Origin of the sequence: Leifsonia poae (assembly GCF_027921845.1) — a bacterium.
Taxonomy (GTDB): Bacteria; Actinomycetota; Actinomycetes; order Actinomycetales; family Microbacteriaceae; genus Leifsonia; species Leifsonia poae.
Window position 1 is genome coordinate 110,948 of record NZ_BSEN01000001.1, and the last position, 25,988, is coordinate 136,935.

The 25,988-nt window shown below is 70.1% G+C and carries 26 protein-coding genes and 1 tRNA gene; 8 read left to right on the plus strand and 19 right to left on the minus strand.

What is annotated here, in order from left to right; genetic code table 11:
* The first annotated feature begins 96 nt into the window (after nt 1–96).
* The 3 genes from PKE84_RS00555 (at nt 97) to PKE84_RS00565 (ending at nt 1,111) form a co-directional block, all read left to right on the plus strand.
* A tRNA-Leu gene (locus tag PKE84_RS00555) sits at nt 97–170 on the plus strand.
* 90 nt (nt 171–260) lie between these two features.
* Complete coding sequence (locus tag PKE84_RS00560; protein WP_271175248.1) at nt 261–617, plus strand: hypothetical protein; 357 nt, start codon at nt 261–263, stop codon at nt 615–617.
* Between the two features lie 35 nt (nt 618–652).
* Nucleotides 653–1,111, plus strand: a complete 459-nt coding sequence (locus tag PKE84_RS00565; RefSeq protein ID WP_271175249.1) for a hypothetical protein — start codon at nt 653–655, stop codon at nt 1,109–1,111.
* Between the two features lie 15 nt (nt 1,112–1,126).
* Here the strand turns inward: PKE84_RS00565 and PKE84_RS00570 are convergent, their stop codons facing one another.
* From PKE84_RS00570 to PKE84_RS00580, 3 genes are all read right to left on the minus strand, one after another.
* The gene (locus PKE84_RS00570; RefSeq protein WP_271175250.1) at nt 1,127–1,534 is read right to left on the minus strand and encodes a VOC family protein; all 408 of its coding nucleotides are present in this window, start codon (nt 1,532–1,534) and stop codon (nt 1,127–1,129) included.
* 97 nt (nt 1,535–1,631) lie between these two features.
* The gene (locus tag PKE84_RS00575; RefSeq protein WP_271175251.1) at nt 1,632–2,330 is read right to left on the minus strand and encodes a helix-turn-helix transcriptional regulator; all 699 of its coding nucleotides are present in this window, start codon (nt 2,328–2,330) and stop codon (nt 1,632–1,634) included.
* Nucleotides 2,331–2,370: 40 nt separating this feature from the next.
* Nucleotides 2,371–3,144, minus strand: a complete 774-nt coding sequence (locus tag PKE84_RS00580; RefSeq protein WP_271175252.1) for an MBL fold metallo-hydrolase — start codon at nt 3,142–3,144, stop codon at nt 2,371–2,373.
* A gap of 61 nt (nt 3,145–3,205) precedes the next feature.
* Here PKE84_RS00580 and PKE84_RS00585 point away from each other — a divergent pair, with 61 nt between their 5' ends.
* Nucleotides 3,206–3,739 carry a GNAT family N-acetyltransferase gene (locus PKE84_RS00585; RefSeq protein ID WP_271175253.1) on the plus strand — a complete coding sequence of 178 codons (534 nt, stop codon included), beginning with the start codon at nt 3,206–3,208 and terminating at the stop codon, nt 3,737–3,739.
* A gap of 28 nt (nt 3,740–3,767) precedes the next feature.
* On the opposite strand, the gene PKE84_RS00590 is transcribed toward PKE84_RS00585, so the two are convergent.
* The 3 genes from PKE84_RS00590 to PKE84_RS00600 all read right to left on the minus strand — a co-directional run bounded on the left by PKE84_RS00590 (nt 3,768) and on the right by PKE84_RS00600 (nt 6,546).
* Nucleotides 3,768–4,592 (minus strand): alpha/beta fold hydrolase, encoded by an 825-nt coding sequence (locus PKE84_RS00590; RefSeq protein ID WP_271175254.1) that lies wholly within the window; start codon nt 4,590–4,592, stop codon nt 3,768–3,770.
* A gap of 130 nt (nt 4,593–4,722) precedes the next feature.
* Complete coding sequence (locus PKE84_RS00595) at nt 4,723–5,610, minus strand: SseB family protein (protein WP_271175255.1); 888 nt, start codon at nt 5,608–5,610, stop codon at nt 4,723–4,725.
* 63 nt (nt 5,611–5,673) lie between these two features.
* Complete coding sequence (locus PKE84_RS00600) at nt 5,674–6,546, minus strand: NmrA/HSCARG family protein (RefSeq protein ID WP_271175256.1); 873 nt, start codon at nt 6,544–6,546, stop codon at nt 5,674–5,676.
* Nucleotides 6,547–6,710: 164 nt separating this feature from the next.
* Here PKE84_RS00600 and PKE84_RS00605 point away from each other — a divergent pair, with 164 nt between their 5' ends.
* Nucleotides 6,711–6,884, plus strand: coding sequence for a hypothetical protein (locus tag PKE84_RS00605; protein WP_271175257.1), 174 nt, complete (start codon nt 6,711–6,713; stop codon nt 6,882–6,884).
* A 79-nt stretch (nt 6,885–6,963) separates the two neighbouring features.
* Here PKE84_RS00605 and PKE84_RS00610 read toward each other — a convergent pair whose 3' ends face one another.
* The 7 genes from PKE84_RS00610 to hisS all read right to left on the minus strand — a co-directional run bounded on the left by PKE84_RS00610 (nt 6,964) and on the right by hisS (nt 14,223).
* Nucleotides 6,964–8,382: an NAD(P)/FAD-dependent oxidoreductase gene (locus PKE84_RS00610; RefSeq protein ID WP_271175258.1), complete on the minus strand. Its 1,419-nt coding sequence runs from the start codon at nt 8,380–8,382 to the stop codon at nt 6,964–6,966.
* A gap of 38 nt (nt 8,383–8,420) precedes the next feature.
* On the minus strand, nt 8,421–9,701 hold the full coding sequence (locus PKE84_RS00615) for a S8 family serine peptidase (protein ID WP_271175259.1): 1,281 nt from the start codon (nt 9,699–9,701) through the stop codon (nt 8,421–8,423).
* Nucleotides 9,677–10,192 (minus strand): DUF501 domain-containing protein, encoded by a 516-nt coding sequence (locus PKE84_RS00620; protein WP_271175260.1) that lies wholly within the window; start codon nt 10,190–10,192, stop codon nt 9,677–9,679. Before PKE84_RS00620 ends, PKE84_RS00615 begins: the two co-directional genes overlap by 25 nt.
* Entirely contained in the window at nt 10,189–10,716 is a 528-nt protein-coding gene (locus PKE84_RS00625) for an FtsB family cell division protein (protein ID WP_271175261.1), read from the minus strand. The genes PKE84_RS00620 and PKE84_RS00625 overlap by 4 nt, the downstream gene beginning before the upstream one ends.
* Before the next feature lie 288 nt (nt 10,717–11,004).
* Nucleotides 11,005–12,285 (minus strand): phosphopyruvate hydratase, encoded by a 1,281-nt coding sequence (gene eno / locus PKE84_RS00630; protein ID WP_271175262.1) that lies wholly within the window; start codon nt 12,283–12,285, stop codon nt 11,005–11,007.
* Nucleotides 12,286–12,355: 70 nt separating this feature from the next.
* Nucleotides 12,356–12,934 carry a DUF1349 domain-containing protein gene (locus tag PKE84_RS00635; RefSeq protein WP_271175263.1) on the minus strand — a complete coding sequence of 193 codons (579 nt, stop codon included), beginning with the start codon at nt 12,932–12,934 and terminating at the stop codon, nt 12,356–12,358.
* Nucleotides 12,931–14,223: a histidine--tRNA ligase gene (gene hisS, locus PKE84_RS00640; protein ID WP_271175264.1), complete on the minus strand. Its 1,293-nt coding sequence runs from the start codon at nt 14,221–14,223 to the stop codon at nt 12,931–12,933. The genes PKE84_RS00635 and hisS overlap by 4 nt, the downstream gene beginning before the upstream one ends.
* Nucleotides 14,224–14,259: 36 nt before the next feature.
* On the opposite strand from hisS, the gene PKE84_RS00645 reads away from it, so the two are divergent.
* The gene (locus PKE84_RS00645; protein ID WP_271175265.1) at nt 14,260–15,387 is read left to right on the plus strand and encodes an epoxide hydrolase family protein; all 1,128 of its coding nucleotides are present in this window, start codon (nt 14,260–14,262) and stop codon (nt 15,385–15,387) included.
* A 272-nt stretch (nt 15,388–15,659) separates the two neighbouring features.
* On the opposite strand, the gene PKE84_RS00650 is transcribed toward PKE84_RS00645, so the two are convergent.
* The 5 genes from PKE84_RS00650 to PKE84_RS00670 all read right to left on the minus strand — a co-directional run bounded on the left by PKE84_RS00650 (nt 15,660) and on the right by PKE84_RS00670 (nt 20,476).
* Nucleotides 15,660–16,463 carry an ABC transporter ATP-binding protein gene (locus tag PKE84_RS00650; protein ID WP_271175266.1) on the minus strand — a complete coding sequence of 268 codons (804 nt, stop codon included), beginning with the start codon at nt 16,461–16,463 and terminating at the stop codon, nt 15,660–15,662.
* A 2-nt stretch (nt 16,464–16,465) separates the two neighbouring features.
* Nucleotides 16,466–17,530, minus strand: coding sequence for a FecCD family ABC transporter permease (locus PKE84_RS00655; RefSeq protein ID WP_271175267.1), 1,065 nt, complete (start codon nt 17,528–17,530; stop codon nt 16,466–16,468).
* Complete coding sequence (locus tag PKE84_RS00660) at nt 17,527–18,588, minus strand: FecCD family ABC transporter permease (RefSeq protein WP_271175268.1); 1,062 nt, start codon at nt 18,586–18,588, stop codon at nt 17,527–17,529. The genes PKE84_RS00655 and PKE84_RS00660 overlap by 4 nt, the downstream gene beginning before the upstream one ends.
* A gap of 7 nt (nt 18,589–18,595) precedes the next feature.
* Nucleotides 18,596–19,657: an iron-siderophore ABC transporter substrate-binding protein gene (locus PKE84_RS00665; protein ID WP_271175269.1), complete on the minus strand. Its 1,062-nt coding sequence runs from the start codon at nt 19,655–19,657 to the stop codon at nt 18,596–18,598.
* 96 nt (nt 19,658–19,753) lie between these two features.
* Nucleotides 19,754–20,476 carry a nucleoside triphosphate pyrophosphohydrolase gene (locus PKE84_RS00670; protein ID WP_271175270.1) on the minus strand — a complete coding sequence of 241 codons (723 nt, stop codon included), beginning with the start codon at nt 20,474–20,476 and terminating at the stop codon, nt 19,754–19,756.
* A 65-nt stretch (nt 20,477–20,541) separates the two neighbouring features.
* Here PKE84_RS00670 and PKE84_RS00675 point away from each other — a divergent pair, with 65 nt between their 5' ends.
* Entirely contained in the window at nt 20,542–20,910 is a 369-nt protein-coding gene (locus PKE84_RS00675; protein WP_271175271.1) for a VOC family protein, read from the plus strand.
* 113 nt (nt 20,911–21,023) lie between these two features.
* Nucleotides 21,024–22,196 (plus strand): Na+/H+ antiporter NhaA, encoded by a 1,173-nt coding sequence (gene nhaA, locus PKE84_RS00680; protein WP_271175272.1) that lies wholly within the window; start codon nt 21,024–21,026, stop codon nt 22,194–22,196.
* A 129-nt stretch (nt 22,197–22,325) separates the two neighbouring features.
* On the opposite strand, the gene mfd is transcribed toward nhaA, so the two are convergent.
* Nucleotides 22,326–25,958, minus strand: a complete 3,633-nt coding sequence (gene mfd / locus PKE84_RS00685; protein ID WP_271175273.1) for a transcription-repair coupling factor — start codon at nt 25,956–25,958, stop codon at nt 22,326–22,328.
* Nucleotides 25,959–25,988 lie beyond the last annotated feature (30 nt).

Sequence of the window (25,988 nt, forward strand, 5' to 3'; positions counted from 1 at the left end):
GCGTGTCGCGGGCCTTCGCGTGTCGCGGGCCTTCGCGTGTCGCGGGCCTTCGCGTGTCGCGGGCCTTCGCGTGTCGCTCGATAGCATTGAGCCCGGGCCCCCATAGCCCAACTGGCAGAGGCAGGCGACTTAAAATCGCCCGAGTGTGGGTTCGAATCCCACTGGGGGCACGTACGCGGATACCTCGCCGCTCACCGTCCCGCTCCCTCTTCGACGTCGAAAACGAGCGTCAGAGCGGCTGCTGGCGCTAATGTCTCAGCATGACCGATGCTCACCGGGGCGAAGCGCCGATCGCGACAACGACCGCCTCCGTGCGCCGTTGGCGACCGTTGGCCCTGCTGCTGATCGTCGGCGGCGCGATCGCCATGATCGTGGGCGGCCTCGTGGAGTCCGTCGCGAAGGCACCCGCCGACCGCGTAACCCTGTTCAACTCGGCCATCCCGACGCTTCCGGTCGGTGTCTACCGGCAGTACACCCAGGCCGCCGGCGGCGGCATCGAGCTCGCTGTGGCGCCTGACTACGCGGGTCTCTGGATCGGCGCGACCGTCGCCCTCCTCGGCGTCATCGCTCTGCTCGCCGGCGTCGTCGTCGCGTCCGCGAAGCGTCACACGGCCTGAGTACGGTCGCGGCGAGAGCGAAGAGGAGGTCGCGCGTGTACATCCTTTTGGTGCTGCTGCAGACGCTCGTGCTGCCCCTGGTCTCGGGCATCATCCACCTCGCGGTGGCGGGAGGGAGCCCTCTCGTCGTGCTCGGCCTGTGGTGGGCGTTCTGGGGTGTCGGGACGCGCCTCACCGTCGTCGGCATCAGCCAGCTCACCAACCCCGCGCGCACCACGAAAGGCATTCTCGGGATCGAGGATCACGCCGCCGAGCTGGTCGTCCACGAGCTCGCCTTCGCGAACCTCAGCATGGGGTTGGTGGGGCTGGTGGCTCCGTTCGTGCCCGGCTGGGGCATCCTGGGCGCGGTACCCGGGGCGATCTACCTCGGCATGGCCGGATTCCGGCACATCGCGAAGCAGGGCAAGAACACCGAAGAGACCGTGGCGACCTGGACCGACCTGCTGGTGTTCGTCATGGTCGCGCTCGGCGTCATCGGCGCACTGATCGCCTGACGGCGCCGGCCAGGGTCACCGCTCGAATCGCGCGAACTTCTCGATCGCATCCGGGGTCACCGGCGCGAACAGGTTGACGAGGTTGCCGTCCGGATCGCGCAGCAGCAGTGAGCGGTTCCCCCACGGCATCGTGGTCGGTGCGGCAACGAACTCGTCGACCCACGCCGCGAGCCGCGCGTACTCAGCATCGACATCGTCGACCAGGAACTCGATGATCGCCGAATGGTTGTCCGCCGGTCGCGCCGATCCGACGCCGAACAGCCCGACCGTCGCCGTGCTGCCGATGGCGAGCGTCGCCGACGGCGTGCGGACCTCGGCGAAGTGCTCGGTGAGGCGCGCGACCGTCGCGCCGATGAGGCGGGCGTAGAAGTCGGCGAGCCGGGTGACGTCGTCGGTGATGATGCGGAGCGATACGAGGTTCATGAGGGGATTCCGTTCCGCCGGGACCATCCCGGCAGTTCAGCCTCCCGCGTCTCCGCGACAGCCCCCTGTCGGTGTTTACACGCGATCCTGGCGCCGGTCAGGTCAACGACAGTTGCCGGAGGTCGCCGTACGGGATGTCCAGCTCGTCGGCGCTCAGTTCGCGCGGCTCCGGCACCTCCGCCGTCACGACGCTGGAGACGATCCGGTCGGTGCGGAACGCACGAACGCCCTCTCGCAGCCGGCACCAGGCCACGAGGTACCAGTCGTGCGTCTTGCCGATGTACCCGAGCGGCTCGATGTCCCGCATGGTGACCGCGCCGCCGGCATCCCGGTAGCGGATGCGCAGCACCCGGCCGGCCGACAGGGCGTCGGCGATCAGCGGCGGCACCGAAGCGGCCGTCGCACCGTCGCCGAGCAGGTGCACGCGTGCTGCGAGCTCACGGGCGGCCGAAGCGTCGCCACTCTGCATCGCCGCGACCAGCTTGCGGAGCGCTGTCTGCGCCGCCGCCTGGAACGGCGTGCCCGCCATCCGGTCGAGGGCGACCGCCATCGCCACCGCCTCGGTCGGCGTGAAGTTCACCGGAGGTAGCGTGCGCTCTCTGTCGAGGCAGTATCCGCCGGTGCGCCCGGGCTCCGCCCAGATCGGGGTGCCCGACTGCTGCAGCGCGCTGATGTCGCGCTCGACCGTTCGCACGCTGACCTCGAACCGCTCGGCGAGGCGCCGGGCGCTCAGCGGGCGGGGCGCCACCGCGCGCAGCTCCTCCACGAGCGCGTAGAGGCGATCCGTCCTGTTCACAATCCGACGATAAGCCATCCCTCCGACCGGATGGCCGGGGTCAGTCTCCGTCGCGACGCAGCGCGCTCTCGACGAGCACTGGCGGCGTGATCCGCAGCAGGGGGCCGTGACCGGGGAGCACGGTATCGGCGGACAGCTCCGCCAGCGCCGCCAACGACCGCTCGGCCAGCGCCGGGTCGCTATGCCACATCGGCGCGAGCAGTTGCGGCCCGAGCTCACGCGTGGTCGGATGCCCGGAGATCACGGCGTCTCCCGTGACCAGGGCACGTGCATCCGGCAGCAGGTACGCGGTGTGGCCCGGGGTGTGCCCGGGAACGAGCACCGGGAGCACCCGGTGCCCGGCGAGCCGCAGCGCGTCCGGCCCGGCCTCCGACGCCGGCAACCCGGCGGCCGACGCGACGCCGACGTCGCCGAGGCCGCCTGCGCGCACGGCATGCACGGTCCAGCGCGCGATCAGCGGCTTCCACAACACGGGCAGGATGTCGCCGACCCCGATCTGGTGCAGCTCCGTGCGCCGGATGTTCGGCAGTTCGTCCGTCGAGCCCAGCACGCGGGCTCCCGTGCGGTCGACGAGGGCTGCCGCCGACCCGATGTGGTCGCTGTGGCCGTGCGTCACGGCGATGGTCGTCAGGTCGTCGACGCGGCCGCCGGCACGCTGGATGGACTCGACGACGAGCGGCAGGTCCTTCGGATAGCCGGAGTCGATCAGCGCGACGTCGTCCACACCGATGAGCACGACCCAGTTCGAGGCGGGGCCCTCGACGAAATGCACCCCGGCCGCCACCTCGGACATCGATCGAAGAGTGTTCGTCACCGCTCCAGTCTGGCCGATCCGCGAGACTGCGGCGTCGGGGGCCCGGCGTAGTCTGCGGCGCATGAGCGACGAAGTCTCCCTCCAGCCGTGGACCGCCGACGATCTCCCCGTGCTGCAGCGCACGAACACCCCGCGGATGACAGCGTTCCTCGGCGGCCCGGAGACGGCCGAGAAGCTGGTCGAACGCAACGAGCGCTACCGGCACGGCTGGGAGACCGGCGACTCCGCGATGTTCACCATCCGCCTCGCAGGCGAACCGGATGCGGTGGGCACGATCGGCTACTGGCCGGCGACCTGGCACGACGGCGACGTTTACGAGACGGGCTGGGGTGTGACGGAGCCGTTCCAGGGTCGCGGCGTCGCCTCACGCGCGCTCGCCGCGGTACTGCGTCACGCGGCGGAGCACGGCGACCGCGCGCTCATCCTCGCGTTTCCGCGCGTCGACAACGCCGCCTCGAACGCGCTCTGCCGCTCCGCGGGCTTCGTGCACCACGGCGAAGAGGACTTCGAGTATCCGAAGGGCCACCCGATCCGCGTCAACGCCTGGGCGTACGACCTGCAGGCCGTGCGCTCGCCGTCGCGCGGGCTCGGGTGACCATCCGGATGTCAGGGCGTGCGCCCGCTCAGGACTGCAGCCACTCGAGCAGGTCGGCGTTGATCGTGTCGGCCTGCGTGGTCGGCATGCCGTGCGGGAACCCGGCGTAGGTCTTGAGCGTGCCGTTCTGCACCAGCTTCACCGAGAGCGCCCCGGAGTCGGCGTACGGCACGATCTGGTCGTCGTCGCCGTGCATCACCAGCACCGGCACCGAGATCTTCTTCAGGTCCTCCGTGAAGTCGGTCTGGGAGAACGCGACGATCCCGTCGTAGTGCGCCTTCGCGCCGCCCATCATCCCCTGGCGCCACCAGTTCTCGATGATGGCCTCCGACGATTCGGCGCCGGGACGGTTGAATCCGTAGAACGGGCCGGACGGCAGCGCCCGGTAGAACTCGGACCGGTTGTGCGCCAGCTGCGCCTGCAGGTCGTCGAACACGCTCTTGGGCAGTCCGCCCGGGTTGTTCTCGGTCTGCACCATGATCGGCGGGACCGAGCTGATCAGAACGGCGCGGGCCACCCGGTCTTCGCCGTAGGTGGCGATGTAGTGGGCGACCTCGCCGCCACCGGTCGAGTGGCCGACGTGGATGGCGTCCGTCAGGTCGAGGTGCTCGACCACGGCGCGCAGGTCCGCGGCGTAGTGGTCCATGTCGTGGCCGTCGCTGGTCTGCGTCGAGCGGCCGTGTCCACGCCGGTCGGCGGCCACAACGCGGTAGCCGTGGCTGAGGAAGAACAGCATCTGCGTGTCCCAGTCGTCGGCCGAGAGGGGCCAGCCGTGGCTGAACACGATCGGCTGACCGGTGCCCCAATCCTTGTAGAAGATCTCCGTGCCGTCAGCAGTCGTCACAGTACCCATGCTTCTCCTCCATGTCATAGCTCGTCGCCGGTCGGCGCCGCTTCCCACTCTGCCTCTCGTCGCTCAGCGACGCCATCCCCCGCAGGTTAACGAATGGCGACAGTCGGCTGGGTACGGGCTGTGGACGTGCTCAGCGAGCAAACCGCGCCAGCTCATCGGGCGCGATCAGCACCGACTGCCCGGCCGGATTCAGCACGACACCGTCGGTCCCGTCCTCGAGAGCGGCTCTGGCGATGTTCGAGAATCCCGTCGGATGCGCGTCGAACGGAGGCGCCCACGCCCACACCTCGGCCGGCGACGTGAAAGCGATCGCATAGGTCTCGCCGTTTTTGCCGTCGACCGTCGGCACTGAGATCCCGGTGATCGCTCCGGACTCGTCCCGCGCCTCCTGCGTCGCGATGAACACCGTGCGCGTGCGGCCGATGACGTCGAGGAGGTCGTCCCACGGCAACGTGCGGGTGACGAGTGCGGCCTTCAGCTCCTCGTTGAGCGCCGGCTCGTCGGTGAGGTGGCGACGGATCTCGTCGGCGTACGCGATGCACAGTCCGTCCGACCCGGGATCGATGGCGATGCCGTCGTACGGCTCCTCCGCTGCCTGAGCGAGCGTCGACGCCGCCGGCTGGGCGAACGAGAGGACTGCGGCGCCCTCGTGGTAGTCGGCGAGCCGCTCGTTGGAAGTGAACGCGAGCAGCAGCCGCCGGCCGTGCTCGTCGGTGCGGTAGCCGATGGCGAGCGTGTCGCCCTGCTGGAAGCCACGTGCGGGATCGGCGAGCGTCGAGCCTGTGCCGTCGAGCAGCAGCTCACCGGTGGCGCACTGCCGCAGCACGCCCGCGAAACGTCGCGCATCCTTCGCCGTGCTCCACGCCTGCAACGCGGCCTGCAGCGGCTCGTTGCGCACGAGCTTCTGCTCCGCCGGCGGCGCCGGTGGCTGGACAGTCTTCTTCCCCCTCGAGAACAGTCCCACGTCTCCCCCATCGTCCGTCGCGGTCGGTTGTTCTTGTCCCAGCATGTCATCCATCGCGCCCCTGCTCGAACCGGGGCGCCGGCCGGGTGTCGCGCACGCGCGCTGGGAACAGGTGTCTCAGCGGTCGACCGGCCAGCTCCCGGCCAGCCACGCGTCGAGATCGAGCACCTCGGGATCGAGCGAGCGCGTCATCTCGAAATCCGCCTGGTACGCGGGGAGCCGGGCGAACCACTCGAACATGCGCTTCGGATCGTCGGGTAATCCGTCCGTCGGGAGGGCGACGTACCGAGCAGGCAGGCCCGACCGGCGGGCGAAGGCCCCGGCGATCTCCGATCCGGTCTTCTCGTCACCGGCGATCTCGACGGCCCCGCCGACGAGCCGAGGTGCGAGCAGGAGATTCGCGGACACCCGTCCGACGTCGCGCACGGCGACCATCTGGATCGGGATGCCGTCCGGCACCGGCAGCCGCACCACGATCTCACCGTCCTCCGGCTGCGTGCCGAGCAGATTGTCCATGAAGAACACGGGGCGCACCACGGTGGCCGGGATGCCGAGGCTCTCGATCCTCTCCTCGACGCGCCGCTTGCTCTCGAAGTGCGGGATGTGGGTGTGACGCTCCGCTCCGCCGACCGAGCTGTAGACGAGGTAGCCGACCCCCGCCTCCGCCGCGGCCTCCGCGATGGCGACCCCGTGTCGCGTCTCCTTCTCGGGGCCGCCGTCCGCCATCGTGGCCATCGCGAAGACGCGGGAGGCGCCCGAGAAGGCGGCGGCGATGCTGCCGGCGTCATCCAGGTCCATTGCGGTGAGCTCGGCGCCGCCTGCGGCGAGGGCGAGCGCAGCGTCGGAGGAGACGTCACGCGTGAGCGCTCGCACCCGAGCACCGCTCGCAAGCAACTCCCGAGCCGTCGCCGAGCCCTGCTTCCCTGTCGCGCCCACCACTGCGACCACGTCGCCAGGCGCGTACTCGCCGGGCATCCCGCTGACAGCCATCCTGCATCTCCTCCGGCGCCTCCACACGGAAACGCCTCAGCGGCACACGGTACGCCTCTTGACGTGCGCGCCAAGCGTTCTAGCGTTGAGGGTGATCGCCACCCGCGATCGCAACCGTGGTCACCACGGCGTTCGCGCCGGAGATCACACCAAGGAGGTACCGCATGAGTACCGTGATCGGCGTCATCGTCTGTTTCGCTCTGTTCCTCGGCGGGCTGCTGCTGTTCGGCATCGCGACCACTCTTCCGGCCTGGCAGGCTGCGGTCTTCTTCGCGGGCATCGTGTGCGTCGCGCTCTCGATCGCGATCCCCGTGCACGTGCTGCCCAAGTTCGACTGAGCGGCGGCGGCCAGCACCCGTCAACGACGAAGGCCCGGCACGACGTGTGTCGTACCGGGCCTCCGCAGAGCGCTCTGCCTTACTTGGCGGGGACCTCGACGGTCTCCTTCTTGGCCGCAGTCTTGCGGGCCGGAGCCTTCTTGGGCGCCTCGACGGCCGGGGCCGACTCGACCGCAGGCGGCTTCGGACGCGACGCGAACTCCTCGAAGACCGCGCGCGGGGCCTGCACGGCGCTCAGCGAGACGATGTCGCGGCCGAGGAAGAAGCCACCGATCCAGTCGCCGACGACGCGCCACTTGCGCTCCCAACTCGGCATCGCGAGACCGTGGTAGCCGCGGTGCGCCCACCAGGCCGGGAGGCCCTTGATGGCCAGCTTGCCCGACTGGAAGACGCCGACGCCGACGCCGAGACCGGCGACCGCACCCAGGTTCTTGTGGAAGTACTGACGGGGCAGCTCGCCGCGGAGGTCCGCGATGATGTTCTTCGCGAGCAGCTTGCCCTGGCGAACGGCGTGCTGGGCGTTCGGTACGCAGTAGCCGCCGACGCCGCCGCCGGTCAGGTCGGGGACGGCCGAGACATCGCCGGCGCCCCAGGCGTCCTTGACGATCTCCTCGTCGGTACCGACGCGGAGGTCGGCGCGGACGCGCAGACGGCCGCGCTCCTCGATGGGGAGGTCGGTGTGACGGACGATCGTCGGGTTCGCCATGACACCGGCGGTCCAGACGATGAGGTCGGTCTCGAACGACTCGCCGGTCGAGAGCTCGATGACGCCGTCGACCGCGCTCGACAGCTGGGTGTCGAGGTGGATCTCCGCGCCGCGCTGGGCGAGGTTCTTGATCACCCAGTGGCTCGTCGGCAGCGAGACCTCGGGCATGATGCGGCCCATCGCCTCGATGAGGTGGAAGTGCGTGTCCTCGAAAGAGATCTCCGGGTAGTTCTTGAGCAGCGCGCTCGCGAACGAGCGGAGCTCGGCGAAGATCTCGATTCCGGCGAAGCCGCCGCCGACGACCACGAAGGTCAGCAGACGGTCGCGCTCGGGGCCGGCCGGCAGCTTGGCCGCCTTGTCGAAGTTGGTGAGGACCTTGTCGCGGATCGCCACCGCCTCTTCGATGGTCTTGAGGCCGAGGGCCTGGTCGGCGACGCCCGGGATCGGGAACGTGCGCGACACGGCGCCGGCGGTGACCACGACGATGTCGTACTCGAACTCGTACGACTCACCGACGAGAGGCTCGATGGTGGCGGTCTTCTTGGCGTGGTCGATGTAGGTGACCTTGGCCGAGATGATGTTCGTCTTGGTGAGGTGGCGACGGTGGGCGACGACCGCGTGACGCGGCTCGATCGACCCGGCTGCGACCTCAGGAAGGAACGGCTGGTAGGTCATGTACGGCAGCGGGTCAACCATGGTGACCTCTGCTTCACCCTTGCGCAGCTGCTTCTCGAGCTTCCACGCGGTGTAAAAACCGGCGTATCCGCCGCCGACGATCAGGATTTTGGGCACAGTGAACGGTCTCCTCAACACGAAAGTATGCGGTTAATCTACTCCTTGCTGGGCGTCCGCCTGAAATGCCGCCATGCGCCGACCCCGCCGAGGGCGGCGAGAGCGGTGAATCCGGCGATCAGGCTGAACGGCAGCCAGAAGGTGGTGAGGGCGCTCCATTGCGGCCAGAGAAGCTGATCCATCCGCACCGAACGCTCCGGTGCGAGCGATTGCGGGGTGCTGGTGGTGACCGGCGCACTGCCGGGGGCCGGGGTCGTCGGCGTCTCTGCGCGACGGTGGATCTTGATCCATTCCGAGAGGTCGCCCATCGGGTTCGCCGAGACGTGCGGCACCGTGGCGGTGACCGCGGCCTGGGCATCCAGCAGCCCGAAGCCGTAGATCGGGCTCGGCACCGGGCCGGGAACGGGCTTGGCTGTCTTGATGATCCGCTCGATCACGTCGGCCGCCTTGAGCTCCGGATGCGCGGCCCGCACGAGTGCGACGGCGCCGGACACGAGGGGCGCAGCGCCGCTCGTGCCCGCCCACTGCACGTACCCGCCGCCGGGGTTCGCCCCCACCAGCTGTTCGCTGGGCGCCGAGACTCCGATGGTGATGCCCTGGGACGACGCGTCGAAACTGGCCTTGCCCTGACGGTCGACGCCGGCCACCGTGAGCACGCCGGGGATCGTCGCCGGCGCGCCGACCTCGGTCGTGCCGCTGCCACGGTTGCCCGCCGCCGCGACGATCACCACGTCGTGCTGGAACGCGTACTCGAACGCGTCGTCCCACGAGGTCGGCCAATCGAGGGTGTTGCGCGTGAGCGACATGTTGATCACCTCGGCGCCGTTGTCGACGGCCCATCGCACGGCGTTGGCGATCTGGTCGTCGCTGCTGATCGATCCGGATGCCTCGCCGAGCGCCACCGAGGCGGTGAGGATCGACGCCCGGGGTGCGGCACCGAGCACGCCGCTGCCCGGTCCTGTGCCGCGTCCGGCGAGCAGCGAACCCACCCACGTGCCGTGGTTGGCCGCGTCGCCGTCGCCGAGCGGCTTCTGACCGTTCGCGGCGCCCACACCCGACACATCCGTGCCGCCGACGATCGCGCCCTTGAGGTCGGGCACGGTGCCGTCGACGCCCGTGTCGATCACCGCGACCTTCACACCGGCACCCTGCGTGGTCTTCCACGCCTGAGAGAATCCGTAGTCGTTCAGCCAGTACTCGAGGTCGCGCACCTGGTCGGCGTGCGCGACGGACGGCGCCAGCAGGGCGAGGACGATCCCTGCGACGAAAGCGGCTCCACCACGGCCGAGACGGTTCATCCGGCGGTGACGTCCACGCATTCGCAGACCTCGGGCGACCAGTCGGCGCGTTCCAGCGCCAGGTCGCCGATCGGGTTGACGCCGGGACCCGCCGCGAGAGCGTGAGCGCCGAGCGCGTGCAGGCACTTCACCCGCACGGGCATGCCGCCGGCCGAGATGCCGTGGATCTCCTCGACCAGCGCGATGCTCTCGCGGTCGGCGAGGTACGCCTCGTGAGCGGCCGCGTACTGCGAACGCACCGCGTCGTCGGTCTCGAGGAGCTCGTTGTACTCGTTCATCACCTGGGTCGCCTCGAGCTGCGAGAGCGCGGCCGTGGCGGCCGGGTGCGTCAGGTAGTAGAACGTCGGGAACGGCGTGCCGTCGTCGAGCCGCGGGGCGGTCGAGACGACCGTCGGGTTGCCGCAGACGCAGCGCGCGGCGATGCCGACGACGTTGCGCGCCGGGCGGCCCAGCTGCGCGGAGACGATGGCGATGTCCTCATCGGTCACAGGATCGAACGGTGGGGTGGTCATTGCTTGCCGCCAGGGGTCGGGGTGGGTGTCGGAGTGGGGGCCGGTGTTCCGGAGAGCTGAGCGGGGCTGGCCGTGCTGAGCCCTGCGCCCATGAACGAGCCGAACAGGGAGTCGAGCCAGTCGCTCTCGGTCTTCTGCAGCTTCGAGCTGACTGGAGCGTCCGGCTTTTTCGCCGCCGGCTTGCGGTCGTCGATCACGAGGTAGCTGACCTCACCGGGCATCACGTAGTAGAGCCGGTCGCGGGCCTGCGCACGGATGTAGCTGGGGTCGTTCCAGCGCGCCCGCTCGCTCTTGAGCGTGTTCACCTGCGCCGTCAGCTGGTCGACGGCCTGCTGCTGGTCCGCGATCTGCTGGCGCTGCTGCACGTAGCCCTGCAGCGTCGGCGCGAGAATCACGACGGCCAGGATGAGCAGCCCCATCATCACCAGCGAGAAACCCGAGAAGTGGATGCCCCGGAGCCATCTTCCGGTCTCCGTGGTGCTCTCCATCTTCACCGGTACGCGACGGGAGCGGGGCGTGGCCACGGAGCCTCCTGGGTGTGTCGCGGACGGGAGCGGTGCGGCCGGGTGGAGGCCACGATTCATGCTACGTCACGCACCCGGGAACCTCCGGGATGCCCCGCGCCCGCGTACGCGCACACTGTCCGTTCCCGTGCTCGACCGCCCGCCGTCGTTTGCCACTTGTGGTGGTCAACACGCCCGGATGACCACCACGAGTGGCAAATGACGGCCGGCGCCCGGTGGTCAAGGGCCGGCGCACGACGAAGGCCCCCGGACGAGCATCCGGGGGCCTTACGGGGTGGTGCGGTGGCGTTACGCCGTGAAGCGCGGGAACGCGCTGCGGCCGGCGTAGACGGCGGCCTCGCCCAGCTCCTCCTCGATGCGGAGCAGCTGGTTGTACTTGGCGACGCGCTCGGAGCGGGCCGGGGCACCGGTCTTGATCTGGCCGGCGTCGGTGGCGACGGCCAGGTCGGCGATGGTGGTGTCCTCGGTCTCGCCGGAGCGGTGCGAGAGCACGGCGGTCATGCCGTTGCGCTGCGCCAGCGACACGGCGTCGAGCGTCTCGGTCAGGGTGCCGATCTGGTTGACCTTGACCAGGATGCTGTTCGCGGCCTTTGCGGCGATGCCCTGAGCGAGGCGCTTGGGGTTCGTGACGAACAGGTCGTCTCCAACGAGCTGCAGCTTGGAGCCGAGCTCGGCGTTGAGGTGGGCCCAGCCCTCCCAGTCGTCCTCCGCCAGCGGGTCCTCGATCGAGACCAGCGGGTAGTTGGCGGCGAGGTCGGCGTAGTAGGCCGACATCTCGGCCGCGGTGCGGTCCTGGCCCTCGAAGCGGTACACGCCGTTCTCGAAGAACTCGGTCGATGCCACGTCGAGGCCGAGGGCGATGTCGGTTCCCACGGTGAAGCCGGCGTTCTGGATGGCCTCCGAGATGAAGTCGAGGGCAGCACGGTTGTTCTCGAGCTCGGGAGCGAAGCCGCCCTCGTCGCCGAGGCCGGTGCTCAGACCGCGCTGCTTGAGCAGCGACTTGAGCGAGTGGTAGGTCTCCACGCCCCAGCGGAGGGCCTCGGAGAACGTCTCGGCGCCGACCGGCAGCACCATGAACTCCTGGATGTCGACGCCGGTGTCGGCGTGCGCTCCACCGTTGATGATGTTCATCATCGGAACCGGGAGCGTGTGCGCGTTCGGGCCGCCGAGGTAGCGGAAGAGGGGCAGGTCGGCCGAGTCGGCCGCGGCCTTGGCGACGGCGAGGCTCACGCCGAGGATGGCGTTGGCGCCGAGGCGCTTCTTGTTGTCGGTGCCGTCGAGCTCGATCATGGCGGCGTCGACCAGACGCTGGTCGGCGGCCTCGAAGCCCTCGATGGCCGGGCCGATCTCGTCGAGCACGGCGTCGACGGCCTTCTGTACGCCCTTGCCCTGGTAGCGGTCCTTGTCGCCGTCGCGAAGCTCGTAGGCCTCGAACGCGCCGGTGGACGCACCGGACGGAACAGCGGCACGGCTGACCGTGCCGTCGTCGAGAAGTACCTCGACCTCGACGGTCGGGTTTCCGCGCGAGTCGAGAATCTCGCGTGCGCCTACAGCTTCGATTTGAGCCACAACTAACTCCTTGTGTTTCACATGTGGGGTGGGGTGGAAATCTGCGGTGATCCGCTGGTCAGTCTACTGATCAGTGGAGAGCCGCGTCGGACGGCCCGGTCGTCCACGACTCGAACCGCACCGTGAGACCAGGGCGGGTCGGGCCGCAGATGAGCGGGCCCGCCTCGACCTCTACGTGGGGGTCGAGCGGGGCGAGCCGCACGAGGCGGAAGGGCTCGTCGTCGACCCGCGCGCGGATGGTCACGGCGTCGCCTGCTCGGCTGGCCCGCACCGTGATCCGATGACCGGCCCACTCGGCGACGGGCGCGACCGACCAGTCCGACATCCTGTCGGTGACGACCGCACCGAGCTGGAGCGCCCCGTCGGCGTACTCGACGCCGGCCTTCGTCCACGTCTCGTCATCGACGCGCACGAAGATCCCGGCCTGATCGAACTCCCCGGTGAACGCGCCCGTGAAGGTGACCTCCATGGCGGTGCCGGCCGGCAACGGCGCGAGGAGCGCGTGCTCGGTGTCGTGCACGAACCCGTAGGCGGTCGTGCGCCACGCGTCGCTGCTCTCCCGCGCGGTCACGAGCAGGGCGTCGCCGTCGCTCTCGACGTTCTCGGGCTCGTTCGTCCAGTGGCCGTCCGACCAGTCGATGCGCGTCATCCGATGGCCTTCACGTCGAGCGAGGCGGCGTCGCCGGTCTCCGCCGTGACGAAGGCGAAGGAACCGAAGCCGGATGCACCGGCCCGATCGAGCAGCGCCTTGAGGTTCTTCGTGCGCTTCTCGAGGCGCACCCGGCGCCCGGATGCGATGAGCTCGCTCTTCACGGCCAGCAGCCGGTCGAGCGGCACAGCCGCGTCGTAGACGAGCACGATCGCATCCTCCGCGCCGCCGGTCGGCAGCTCGACGAGGTCGACGACGCGCTCGAAGCCGATCGAGAAGCCCGCCGCGGGGACCTCGCTGCCGAGGAAGCGTCCGATCATCCCGTCGTAGCGCCCGCCGCCGCCCACCGAGCTGCCGGAGCCGGGGTGGGCGATCTCGAAGATCGTGCCCGTGTAGTAGCCCATGCCGCGCACCAGCGTCGGGTCGAATCGCAGTGTCACACCGGAGGGAAGCGTGTCGAGCGCGTGCGCAAGACCCTCGAGGGCGGCGATCGCGTCGGTGTCGATGCCGTCGGGCAGGATCGAGGTGATCGCCTCGACGGTGAGCGCGACGCCGCCGTCGGCGAGGTGCGGCTCGAGCTGCTCCAGGATGCCGCCCAGCACGGCCGCCGAGTCGGCGCCGTCCGCGCTCAGTTCGCCGACGACCCCGGCCGCGCCGATCTTGTCGAGCTTGTCGATCGAGATGAGCACCTGCGGCCAGCGCGACGCTGCGAACCCGCAGTACTCGAGCAGTCCGTTCAGGATGCGGCGGTCGTTGATGCGGATCGTGCAGTCCTTCAGGCCCAGCGCATCCAGGGCGGCGGCGGTCGCCGTGATCAGCTCGACCTCGGCCAGCTGCGACGCTTCGCCGATGATGTCGATGTCGCACTGCACGAACTGGCGGTACCGGCCCTTCTGCGGCCGCTCCGCCCGCCACACCGGGGCGATCTGGATGGCCCGGAACACGGGAGGGAGCTCCGCGCGGTGCGTCGCGTAGAACCGCGCGAGCGGCACCGTGAGGTCGAAGCGCAGCCCCAGGTCGGTGAGGCTCAGGAGGTCGCCCGAGTCGATCGCGGCGGTGAGGTCGTCGGCATCCAGGCCGCGCTTGAGCACACTGAACGCGAGCTTCTCGTTGTCCCCGCCGAGCCCGGAGTGCAGGCGTGCGACGTCTTCGACGACCGGCGTCTCGATCTCGTCGAAGCCGTGCGCCGAGAAGGTGCGCCGGATCACGCCGAGGGCGTGCTCGCGTCGCGCTTTGTCGGCGGGGAGGAAGTCGCGCATACCGCGGGGCGGTGTGATCGGGGAAGCCATGGATCGATTCTTCCATGCACAACTACAGTGGGACGGATGGCTATCGAACCCTTCCGCGTCCACGTGCCCGATGAGGTGCTCGACGACCTGCGGGGTCGCCTGCAGCGCACCCGGTTCCTCCCCTCGATCGGCGCGGCGCCATGGTCGGGCGGCATCGATCCGGCCGTTCTCCGCTCGCTCGTCGACGACTGGGCGCACCTCGACTGGCGTGCGCACGAGGAGCGCCTCAACCAGTACGACCAGTTCCTCGCCGACGTGAACGGCCACCGCATGCACTTCGTGCGCATCCCCGCGGCAGGGTCGGCCGGGCAGCGTGTTCCGCTGCTGCTCCTGCACGGCTGGCCGAGCGCCTTCACTGAGTACCTCGCGCTCGGCGACCGCCTCGCCAACCCCGCCTCGTACGGTTCGGATGCACGGATCGCCTTCGACGTCGTCATCCCGTCGCTCCCCGGCTTCCTGTACTCCGAGCTGCCCGACCGGCCGCTCACCCGGCAGGCGATCGCGGACGACCTGCACGAGCTGATGTCGGGCGTGCTCGGCTACGACCGCTACGGCGCGTTCGGCGGCGACATCGGCGGCGGCGCGGCGACCTGGCTGGGCGTCGACCGGGCGGAGCATCTGCTGGGCATCCAGTTGCTGAACGCCCCGTTCCCCGCCGACGAGACCCCGCACTCCGATGACGAACGCGCCTACCTCGCCGCCCTCGAGGAGTACGACCGCGCCGACGGGGGCTACAGCGAGATCATGCTCAGCCGTCCGGACACGATCGCGGCCGCCCTCAACGACTCCCCCGCCGGGCTCCTCGCCTGGATCGTCGACAAGTGGCACGACTGGGTCGACGGCGATCTCGAACACGTGATCGCCCGCGAGCAGCTGCTCGTGCTCGCCACGCTCTACTGGGCGACGGAGTCCATCGGCACGTCCTTCCAGCAGTACTTCGACTATGAGCACAACCGGCCGAGGCCGCCGATCGTCGCGCCGGTCGGCGTCTACCTGAGCCGGGAGCCCGGATTCCGCGGCTTCCCGCGCTCGCTCGCCGAACGCGCGGCCGACGACCTGCGCGAATTCGTGGTGGCGGAGGCCGGCGGCCATTTCGCCGGCGCGGAGCATCCCGAGCCCACCGCGGACGCCATCCGGGGGTTCTTCGGCCGCCTGCTCAGATGAGCGGGATCGACCGTATCGGTTGGTCCGGCACGGTCGTAAACTAGGCGTGTTGCCACCCTGAAGGCCGGGTTCGCCTGGGCCTCGGTGGTGTCCCGCTGGACCTGGCATGAGTCGCATCCGCCCGACCGCGGCGCGGAATCGCTGCCAGACACAGGCCGACGGCGCGGTCGCATCACGCCAGGAGTGCGGTTTCTGCTCTCACCCGAATGGTGGAGAGGTACCCACCGAGTGGTCGCGTTGCCGGCCATCCCCTGTACTGAGCGGCCGCCGGGTCAGCCGAGCGTGTGGTGGCGCCCCAGCGGGACGACGAGCGGTGTGGCGGTCACCGGATCCGGCACGATCACCGACTCGACGCCGAACACGTCGCGTACGAGCTCCGCCGTCACCACGTCGCCCGGCTCGCCGGAGGCGACGATCGCTCCGGAGCGCATGGCGATCAGGTGGTCGGCGTAGCGCGCCGCCAGGTTTAGATCGTGCAGCACCATCACCACCGTGGCGCCGCGGGCGGCGTTGAGGTCGAGCAGCAGGTCGAGCACATCGATCTGGTGGCTGATGTCGAGGAAAGTCGTCGGCTCGTCGAGCAGCAGGATGCCCGTCTGCTGCGCCAGCGCCATCGCGATCCAGACCCGCTGGCGCTGGCCGCCCGAGAGCTCGTCGATGGCCCGGTCCGCCAGCTCGGTGACACCCGTCGACAGCATGGCCTCCGCGACCGCCCGATCGTCCTCCGCCGTCCAGCGCCGGAACCAGCCCTGGTGCGGGTAGCGTCCGCGACCGACCAGGTCGGCCACGGTGATCCCGTCGGGAGCCGTCGGCGTCTGAGGCAGCAGGCCGAGCCGGGTGGCGACCGTCTTGGTGGGCAGCGAGTGGATGTCGGCGCCGTCGAGCAGCACAGTTCCGGAGGCGGGGGTCAGCAGTCGCGACAGCCCGCGCAGCAGGGTGGACTTGCCACAGGCGTTCGGCCCCACGATCGCGGTCACCCGCCCTGGCGGGATGTCGAGGTCGAGCCCGTCGACCACCACCCGCCCCTCATAGGCGAGCGTCAGGTCGCGCGCAGCCAGTCGATGGGTCGTTGTCACGGTCAGCCTCCCCGGCCGATTCGGTTGGTCCTGGTCAGGAGCCACAGCAGGTACGGCGCGCCCACGATGCCGGTCACCACGCCGACCGGGAACACGACGCCCGGGATGGCGAACTGCGCGACGATGTCGGAGACGATCAGCACGAGCGCCCCCACGAGCGCCGACGAGACGAGCGCGAGCGATCCGCGCCCGACCAGGCGGCGCGCGATCGGCGCGGCGACGAAGGCCACGAACGCGATCGGCCCGGCGACCGACACAGCGACGGCGGCGAGCGCGACCGCCACGATCACGATCAGGACGCGGCTGCGCTCGGTGCGCACGCCGATCGCTGCGGCCGTGTCATCGCCGAGACCGAGCGCGGCGAGCGGGCGGCCGAGCAGCAGGGCGCACGGCACGAGCACAACCGCACTGCCGGCGAGCACGGCCAGCGCGGTCGGGTCCACGTTGTTGAGGCTGCCCGTGATCCAGACGAGCGCCTGCTGCACGTCTCGCAGGTCCGACGTGGTGAGCACGTACGAGACGAGGCCGCCGCACACGGCCGCGAACCCGATCCCGATCAGCACGAAGCGGGCGCCTCCGATGCCACCGCGCCAGGCCAGCAGGTAGATGAGCAGCGCGGCGATCAGCGTGCCGGCCACCACGATGCCGGAGAGCGCCAATCCGGTGAGGCCGAACCACACCAGGGCGAGCGCGCCGGTGGCACTCGCGCTCGATGTGATCCCGATGATGTCGGGACTCGCCAGCGGGTTGCGCAGCAGCGACTGGAACAGGGCGCCCGACAGCCCGAGGCATCCCCCGACCAGCACGGCGGCGATGAGCCGCGGCAGGCGCAGGTCGAGGATGACGAATTGCGTGAGGCGGTCGGCGCGGCCGACCAGTGCCGCCAGGATGTCAGCGGGTGCGACCGCGGCGGCGCCCAGGCTGAGCGAGACGGCGGCGACCACCAGGATGATCGCCGAGAGCACCACGGCCACCCGGACGCTCCGCGACGTGCGGGCACGGCGGTCGGAGGCCACGGCCGAGGAATCCACAGTGGCGGACGACGCCACCGGTGGGGCGGCGCTCACAGGCTCACCAGCTTGCGCCGTCGCACCAGCGCGATGAAGACGGGCGCCCCCACCAGCGCTGTCACCACGCCCACCTGCAGCTCACCCGGGTACGCGACCACCCGCCCGATCACGTCGCAGGCGATCAGCAGGGTGGGTGCGAAGACGGCGGAGAAGGCGAGCACCCAGCGGTAGTCGCCGCCCACCACGTAGCGCGCGACGTGCGGCACCACGAGGCCGACGAAGGCGATCGGGCCGACCGCCGCCGTGGCCGAGCCGCAGAGCAGCACGATCGCCACCGCGCACGCCGCCCTCGACAGGCCGACGCGCTGCCCGAGACCGCGGGCGACATCGTCGCCGAGCGCCAGCCCGTTGAGCGACCGCCCGAGTGCGAGCGCGACCACCGTGCCGAGCGCGATCGTCGGCAGCACCTGCCAGAGCACGTCGAAACCACGGCCGGCGAGCGAGCCGACCTGCCAGAAGCGCAGGGCGTCCAGGGAGACCTGACTGGTCAGGAGCACCGCCGTGATCAGCGATCCGAGGGCCGCCGACACCGCGGCTCCCGCGAGCGCGAGCTTGATCGGCGTCGCGCCCTCGCGCCCGACCGATGCGACCGCGTACACCACCACAGCCGCCAACCCGGCGCCGGCGAAGGCGAACCACACGTAGCCCGACGTGGTCGTGATCCCGAACACCGAGATCGCGACCACGACTGCCAGCGACGCGCCGAAGTTGACGCCCAGGATGCCGGGGTCGGCCAGCGGGTTGCGCGACAGCCCCTGCATGACGGTGCCGGCGAGGCCGAGCGCCAGCCCGGCGAACAGCCCGAGGAGCGTGCGCGAGAGTCGGCTGTCGACCACGATCAGCGAGAGCTCGTCGCTCTTGTCGTAGTGCAGCAGCGCGTTCAGCACGGCCGCAGGGTCGATCGCGCGCGAGCCCACCATCAGGCTCAGCACGCACACGACCAGCAGCGCGACGGCGGCGACGGCGAAGCCGATGAGCAGACGCCGACGGCGCCGGCGGAGAGGGGACGGACCCCTTCCCGCGCCGGCGCTCGTCGTCGTGATGCCCGCGGTCATCGACGGACTACTTGACCTTCTCTGCGGCGGCGGCCAGCTGCGGCACGTAGCGGTCGAGCATCCACGGGATGCTGAGCACGCTGGGCGCGCTCGACGCCATCACGAACGACTCGCCCACGATGGGAGCGAAGCGCCCCTCCTTGATGTTCGGCAGGGCCGCGACGAGCGGGTCGGCGGTGAACGCGTCGACGGAGGATTGCTTGTCGAAGTACATCACCAGCAGGTCGGCGTCGATCTTCGAGAGGTTCTCGTAGCTGAGCTGGAAGAAGAAGCTGCCGTCGCCCGCCTTGGTGTCGAGGGTCTTCAGGCTCGGCGAGTTGGTCAGGCCGAGGTCGTTGAGCAGCTGCACGCGGGTGTCGGTGGACCGGTAGACGTTGAGCACGCCGGGCTGGTTCGCCGCGCCGTACAGGAAGGTCTTGTCCTTCAGCACCGGGTACTTCGCTGCGAGGGAGGCGACCTTGTCCTGGGTCGCCTTCTTGAGCGCGGCGGCCTCCTTCGTCATCCCGAGCGCCTTGCCCACGATGTCGGTCTGGTCCTGCCAGCTCGTGCCCCAGGCCTGCTTGGGGTAGGCGACGACCGGGGCGATCTTGCTGAGGGTGTCGAAGTCGGTCTGGCTGAGGCCCGAGAGCGGCGCGAGGATCACGTCCGGCTTCGCCTTGACGAGCTCCTCGAAGGGCACCTGGTCGGTGTCGGCGCCGCTGAGCAGCTGCGGTGTCTTCGCGCCGAGCTTCTTCAGCTTCTCCGCATCCCACGGCAGCACACCGTTGCCGTCGCCGCCGTAGGTGAACTTGGGCATCGCGACCGGGACGACGCCCAGCGCGAGCGCCACGTCCTGCGCACCCCAGCCCCAGGTGGCGACCCGCTCGGGCGCCTTCTCGATCGTTGCGTCGCCCAGCGCGCTGGAGACGGTGACCGGGAACGCCCCGGAATCGCTGCTCGCAGTGCCGGCCGCAGAACCGGATCCCGCGCTGCAGCCGGTGAGCGCCAGGGCCGCCGAGGCGACGATGGCGGATGCGATCAGGGCGATGCGCGACCGGCGGTGGCGACCGCGGGCGACGGGCTCGAGCATGACTCTCCTTCGGGAGGACGAACAGGGGGTGTGGCCGGAATCGGCACGTTAGGCAAGCCTAACCTAACCCCTGGTCGCTGTCGACTCGGGCCGCGCTCAGTCCTCGACCGCCGCGATCCCGATGATCCCGGCGTCGGCCGCACCCGCCTCGTACTCGCGGATCTCGCCCTGCAGCTCGCGCAATGTCGAGCGCAGCGCGCGCTCCGCGTCCAGCCCCTGGGCCTTCGCGGAAGCGACGATCGCGAGCAGCAACGAGCCGAGCTCGTCCTCCGATTCGACCTGCACTCCCCCGGCCGCCCCGAGCTCGAGCAGACCCACCTTCTGCGCGCGGCCGAGGAGCTTGTCGGCCAGCGCCAGGGACGGCATCGCCTGGGGGATGCCGTCGAGAACGCTCGTGCGCGACGGCTTCTCCCGCCGCTTCAGGTCGTCCCAGAACTCGACGACGTCGTCGGCGGTCTCGGCCTTGCGGTCGCCGAAGACGTGCGGATGCCGGCCCACCATCTTCTGCGTCATGTGCTCGGCGACATCCTGGATGTCGAAGTCCTCACCCGGAGTGTGCGCGGCGATGTCCGAGTGGAAGAGCACCTGGTAGAGCACGTCGCCGAGCTCCTCGATCATGTCGTCGCGGTTGCCGGTCTCGATGGCCTCGATCAGTTCGTAGGTCTCTTCGAGGAGGTACTGCACCAGCGATTCGTGCGTCTGGTCGGCGTCCCACGGACAGCCGCCCGGACCGCGCAGCCGCTCCATGACCGCCACCAGCTCGTCGAGCTTTGTCGGCTGCGAACCCGCCTCTGCGGATGAGAAACTCAGGTCGGTCATCAGCCCTCCTCGTCAACACGTCCATCCTCTCACCGGCCGGGGCCTGCCCGGACTAGCCTGGCTGCATGGCAACCCGGATCGCTCGCATCACCATCTCCGTCGAAGACCTGGCCCGCGCCCTCGCCCTGTACCGGGACGTGATCGGGCTGGATCCCGTCTACGAGGTCGAGGGCCTCGCGATGCTGACCACCGACGCCGCAGCGCCGGCGGGGACCGCGACCGAGGTGCTGCTGCACCATCGCACGCCGAGCACCGGCGACTTCGCCGTCGCACCGAGCTTCGTCGTCGACGACGTCGACGCGGCGACGGGCGCCGCGGTCGAGACGGGTGCGACGGTCGTCGACGAGCCCGCCGACCAGGAGTGGGGCGAACGGCAGTCGGTGCTGCGCGACGCCGACGGCCACATCCTGTGCCTGGTGAGCCCGATTCGATAGACTCGCGTCCTGGTGTGCCGGGAAGTCTGGTCGGCGGGTGACGCGTCCGCGTCGCTCCTCCGAACGACCCATGCCCGGCGTCCTGCCAGCGGCGTGAGATGGGCGAGACCGTCATGAGCATCATCCGTTCCGAGCGCACCGCCGCCGGCCTCCTGCTGGGAGCCGCGGCGCTCGGCCTACTGCTGGCCAACACCCCGATCGGGCACGACCTGCTCGACGTGCAGCACACGTACCTCGGCTTCGGCGACACGAAGCTGAGCGTCGGCCACTGGATCAGCGACGGTCTGCTGGCGATCTTCTTCTTCATCGTCGCCGTCGAGCTCAAGCACGAGCTCGTGGCCGGCGAGCTCAACAGCGTGAAGAAGGCGATCCATCCGGCGATCGCGGCCGTCGGCGGCGTCATCGTGCCCGCCCTGGTCTATCTCGTCTTCGCCGCCGGCAGTGGTCTCGGCGACGGCTGGCCCATCCCGACCGCGACCGACATCGCCTTCGCGCTCGGGGTGCTGGCGGTGTTCGGCCGCGGCCTGCCGAACCGCCTGCGGGTGTTCCTGCTTGCCCTCGCGGTGCTCGACGACCTGATCGCCATCCTGATCATCGCGGTGTTCTTCACCACCGACCCGAACCTGCTCGAGCTCGCTCTCGCCGCCGTGACGGTCGCCGCCTTCGGCCTGCTCAGCCGGTTCCTGCGTGGCCGGATGCGCGTGCCGATCGGTGTGCTCATGGTGCTGCTCGCCCTGCTCAGCTGGTGGCTGGTCTGGGATTCGGGCGTGCACGCCACGATCGCGGGCGTCGCGCTCGGCCTCGTCATGGCCAGGCGTCCGGCCGGACACGTGACACACGTGCTCGAGCCGTGGTCGAACGGGCTGATCCTGCCGCTGTTCGCGTTCTCCGCGGCGCTCGTGGTGATCCCTCAGGTGTCGCCGTCGCAGCTGAGTCCGGCATTCTGGGGCATCCTCGTCGCGCTGCCCGTCGGCAAGCTGATCGGCATCACCCTCGGCGGCTGGCTGGGGTCGTTCACCCGACCGAAGGCCGAGCGGGGGCGCATCCCATTGTTCGGGCTGATCACGATCGCGGCGCTCGGCGGCATCGGGTTCACGGTGTCGCTGCTGATGAACGAGCTGGCGTTCGCGGGCAGCGACCTGGTGCGCAGCGAGGGCACGCTGGCCGTGCTGCTCGGATCGGGTGTCTCGATCGTGCTGTCGGGGGTGATGGTGTCGGCGCTGGCGCGGCGGTACCGGCGCGCGCATCCGGTCGCGACGCGGGTGCATTCGGCGGAGGGGCACTGAGCCGCAGCGCTGAGCCTTCGTGGGCTTGTCGCAACTCCGGAAGAACCGGCCGACACGCCGAGCGGATGCGCGTAACTCCGGAATTCTCAGCGATTCCGGCCCGCGATTCCGGAGTTACGAACGGTCGCGTCAGGCGGTCGCTTCGGCGGCCGGCTCCGCCTCGGCGGGCTCCGGCGCGGGGAAGATCGAACCCAGCAGCGACGACACCCAGCCGATCAGCGCGGAGTCGTCGAGCGCCTCGCCGTTCACGCGCGGCATCGGAACAGTGACCACCTTGGGAGCCGCGTGGTACTTGGCGCCCGGGTACATCCGCTGCAGGCGCACCTGCAGGGAATCCGGAAGGATCGCCGGAGACACCCGCAGGTTCGAGCCCATCGCGACCACCTCGCCCAGCCCCGCCCGCTGTGCGGCCAAGCGGAGGCGCGACACGGCGATCAGGTTCAGCACCGGCTCCGGCGGCTCGCCGTAGCGGTCGGTGAGCTCCTCGAGCACGGAGCCGATCTGGCCGGTCTTCGCGGCGGGCGAACTGGCGGTGGAGAGCTTCTGGTAGGCCTCGAGCCGTAGGCGTTCGCTGTCCACGTACTCCTCCGGGATGTGCGCGTCGACCGGAAGCTCCAGTCGCAGCTCGGTCTGCCCCTCCGCCACCTCGCCGCGGAACGTGCTGACCGCTTCGCCGATCATCCGCAGGTAGAGGTCGAATCCGACGCCGGCGATGTGGCCGGACTGCTCGCCGCCGAGCAGGTTGCCCGCCCCGCGGATCTCGAGGTCTTTGAGCGCCACCTGCATGCCGCTGCCCAGGTCGTTGTTGGCGGCGATGGTCGAGAGCCGGTCGTGCGCCGTCTCGCTCAGCGGCTTGTTCTCGTCCCAGAGGAAGTAGGCGTACGCGCGTTCGCGGCCACGGCCCACCCGGCCGCGCAGCTGGTGCAGCTGACTGAGACCGTACTTGTCCGCGCGGTCGATGATGATGGTGTTCGCGTTCGCGATGTCGAGCCCGGTCTCGATGATGGTCGTCGAGACCAGCACGTCGAACCGGCGCTCCCAGAAGTCGACGACGACCTGCTCGAGGGCGTGCTCGTTCATCCGGCCGTGCGCGACGCCGATGCGCGCCTCCGGCACCAGCTCGGCCAGCTTCGCCGCGGCGCTCGTGATGCTCCCGACCCGGTTGTGCACGAAGAACACCTGGCCCTCGCGCAGCAGTTCGCGCCGGATGGCGGCGGCGACCTGCTTGTCGGAGTACGGCCCGACGAAGGTGAGGATCGGGTGGCGCTCCTCCGGCGGCGTCGCCAGCGTCGACATCTCCCGGATGCCCGTGACGGCCATCTCGAGCGTGCGTGGGATGGGCGTGGCGCTCATCGCGAGGATGTCCACGTTGGTCTTGAGCTTCTTGAGGGCGTCCTTGTGCTCGACGCCGAAGCGCTGCTCCTCGTCGATGATGACGAGTCCCAGGTCTTTCAGGGTGATGCCGTCGGCCAGCAGCCGGTGCGTGCCGATCACGACATCCACCGTGCCGTCGGCCATGCCGCGCAACGTCTCGCGCGCCTCCTTGTCGGACTGGAAGCGGCTGAGGGCGCGCAGGTGCACCGGGAAGCCGGCGAAGCGCTCCTGGAACGTCTCGAAGTGCTGCTTGACGAGCAGCGTCGTCGGCACGAGCATCACGACCTGCTTGCCGTCCTGCACGGCCTTGAAGGCCGCGCGCACCGCGATCTCGGTCTTGCCGAAGCCGACGTCGCCCGAGATGAGCCTGTCCATCGGGATCGGCCGTTCCATGTCGGCTTTGACCTCGTCGATGGTCTGCAGCTGGTCGTGCGTCTCCGCGAACGGGAACGCCTCCTCCAGCTCGCGCTGCCAGGGGGTGTCCGGACCGAATGCGTGGCCCTTGCTCGCCATGCGTGCCGAGTAGAGCTTGACCAGCTCGACGGCGATGTCGCGCACCGCGCGGCGGGCGCGGCCCTTCGCCGCGGCCCAGTCGCTGCCGCCCATCTTGCTGAGCGGCGGCGCCTCGCCGCCGACGTAGCGGCTGAGCAGGTCGAGCTGATCCGTCGGCACGAACAGTTTGTCGCCCGGGTAGCCGCGCTTCGAGGGGGCATACTCGAGCACGAGGTACTCGCGCTTCGACTTCACCGCGTTGCGGCCGCCGCTGGAGACCTCGCGCTGCGTCATCTCGACGAACTTGCCGATGCCGTGCGTCTGGTGCACCACGAAGTCGCCCGCTTTCAGCGCGAGCGGGTCGACGACGTTCTTGCGGCGCGTCGCGAGCTTCTTGACCTGGCGGGAGTCGTAACCGATCGTGCGGCCGTAGAACTCCGCCTCGCTCAGCAGCGCGAGCTTGTCCTGCTCCACTTCGAATCCGTGCTCGACGGTGGCGCGCAGCAGGTATGCGACACCGGGCTCCGGATCGGCGGGGAACTCGTCGACCTGACGTGCGGGCAGCTCCGCCTCGGCCAGCACCTGCGCCGCGCGTTCGACGAGACCGGCGCCCTCGGCGACGATCGCGACCTTCCAGCCGTCGCGCAGTCGTGCGGCCACGTGCTCGATCGCGCCGTTCACGTTGCCCTGGAAGCTCGGCACCGCCTCGGCGGCGATCCGGATCTGCAGGTGCTCCTCGATCTCCCGCTCCTCCGGCAGGGTGTCGTCGATCTGGAAGCCGCTCATCGTCCACCAGGGGTGGTCGGGCGCCGGCTGTCCGGGAGCGCTGAACTTCGCGGAGTCGCGCAGCTTCTGAAGCGTGATGAAGTCGCCTGCCGCGAGGTCGATCGGCGCTGCTGCGCCGACCGTGGCCGCGCTCCAGGCCGCCGACAGGAACTCGCGGTTCGTCTCGGCGAGGCTCACCGCTCGGCTCGCGACGCGTTCCGGCGACAGCACGGCGATCGCTGCGCCGTCGGGGAGGTAGTGGGTCACCGGAACCAGCCGGTCGACGAGCGCCGGCGCGAGCGACTCCATGCCCTCGACGGGGATGCCCTCGCCGATCTTGGCGAGCATCCCGGACAGGCTCGGGAACTCGTGCTCCATCTCACGCGCGCGCTGCCGCACCGACTCGCTGAGCAGCAGCTCGCGGCTGGGCGGCATGGTCACCGACGGTATGGGCTCGGGCAGCGACCGCTGGTCCGCCACCGAGAACGCCCGGATCTGCTCGACCTCGTCGCCGAAGAAGTCGACACGGTAAGGGTGCTCGGCCGTGGGCGGGAACACGTCGAGGATTCCGCCGCGCACGGCGAACTCGCCGCGGCGGGTCACCATGTCGACGCGGGCGTAGGCGAGGTCGACGAGCTGATGCGCCAGGCCGCCGAGGTCGAAGCCGCGGCCGCCGGCGGTGAGCTCCACCGGGGAGTAGTCGATGAGGTTGTCGGCCAGGGGCTGCAACGCCGCGCGCACCGAGGCGACGACGACGATGGGGGTGCTCTGGTCGCCTTGAGCCCAGTCGGCGAGCCGGCGCAGGGCCAGCAGCCGCTTGCCGACGATCTCGGCGCTCGGGCTGAGACGCTCGTGCGGCAGCGTCTCCCAGGCCGGGAACTCGATGATCTCGGCGCCGGGGAGCACACAGCCCAGCGCGCCGCGGATGGACTCCGACTCGCGCCCCGTCGCCGTGATCACAAGGAGCGCCTGCGACGCCCCGGCCGCGGCGCGTCTCTGCAGCAAGCCGGCGATCAGCGGCGCGCGGAGCCCGTCGGTGAGCGAGAAGTCGGCATCGCGAGCGGCCGACGCGAGGGCGTCGTGGAACGTGGAGGCGCGCGAAAGCGCTGCGATCAAGCCCTGCAGTATCACTCGCCCAAGTCTACGGTTACCCGCCGACAC

Excerpts from the sequence above, each read along its gene's own strand:
- PKE84_RS00570 (WP_271175250.1), bottom strand. The coding sequence starts at position 1,534 with ATGAACCTCGTATCGCTCCGCATCATCACCGACGACGTCACCCGGCTC.
- PKE84_RS00590 (WP_271175254.1), bottom strand. The coding sequence starts at position 4,592 with ATGGGTACTGTGACGACTGCTGACGGCACGGAGATCTTCTACAAGGAT.
- PKE84_RS00585 (WP_271175253.1), top strand. The coding sequence starts at position 3,206 with ATGAGCGACGAAGTCTCCCTCCAGCCGTGGACCGCCGACGATCTCCCC.
- PKE84_RS00675 (WP_271175271.1), top strand. The coding sequence starts at position 20,542 with ATGGCAACCCGGATCGCTCGCATCACCATCTCCGTCGAAGACCTGGCC.
- PKE84_RS00670 (WP_271175270.1), bottom strand. The coding sequence starts at position 20,476 with ATGACCGACCTGAGTTTCTCATCCGCAGAGGCGGGTTCGCAGCCGACA.
- hisS (WP_271175264.1), bottom strand. The coding sequence starts at position 14,223 with ATGGCTTCCCCGATCACACCGCCCCGCGGTATGCGCGACTTCCTCCCC.
- PKE84_RS00600 (WP_271175256.1), bottom strand. The coding sequence starts at position 6,546 with ATGGCTGTCAGCGGGATGCCCGGCGAGTACGCGCCTGGCGACGTGGTC.
- PKE84_RS00605 (WP_271175257.1), top strand. The coding sequence starts at position 6,711 with ATGAGTACCGTGATCGGCGTCATCGTCTGTTTCGCTCTGTTCCTCGGC.
- PKE84_RS00665 (WP_271175269.1), bottom strand. The coding sequence starts at position 19,657 with ATGCTCGAGCCCGTCGCCCGCGGTCGCCACCGCCGGTCGCGCATCGCC.
- PKE84_RS00660 (WP_271175268.1), bottom strand. The coding sequence starts at position 18,588 with ATGACCGCGGGCATCACGACGACGAGCGCCGGCGCGGGAAGGGGTCCG.
- nhaA (WP_271175272.1), top strand. The coding sequence starts at position 21,024 with ATGAGCATCATCCGTTCCGAGCGCACCGCCGCCGGCCTCCTGCTGGGA.
- PKE84_RS00595 (WP_271175255.1), bottom strand. The coding sequence starts at position 5,610 with ATGGATGACATGCTGGGACAAGAACAACCGACCGCGACGGACGATGGG.
- PKE84_RS00645 (WP_271175265.1), top strand. The coding sequence starts at position 14,260 with ATGGCTATCGAACCCTTCCGCGTCCACGTGCCCGATGAGGTGCTCGAC.
- PKE84_RS00560 (WP_271175248.1), top strand. The coding sequence starts at position 261 with ATGACCGATGCTCACCGGGGCGAAGCGCCGATCGCGACAACGACCGCC.
- PKE84_RS00620 (WP_271175260.1), bottom strand. The coding sequence starts at position 10,192 with ATGACCACCCCACCGTTCGATCCTGTGACCGATGAGGACATCGCCATC.
- PKE84_RS00615 (WP_271175259.1), bottom strand. The coding sequence starts at position 9,701 with ATGCGTGGACGTCACCGCCGGATGAACCGTCTCGGCCGTGGTGGAGCC.
- PKE84_RS00635 (WP_271175263.1), bottom strand. The coding sequence starts at position 12,934 with ATGACGCGCATCGACTGGTCGGACGGCCACTGGACGAACGAGCCCGAG.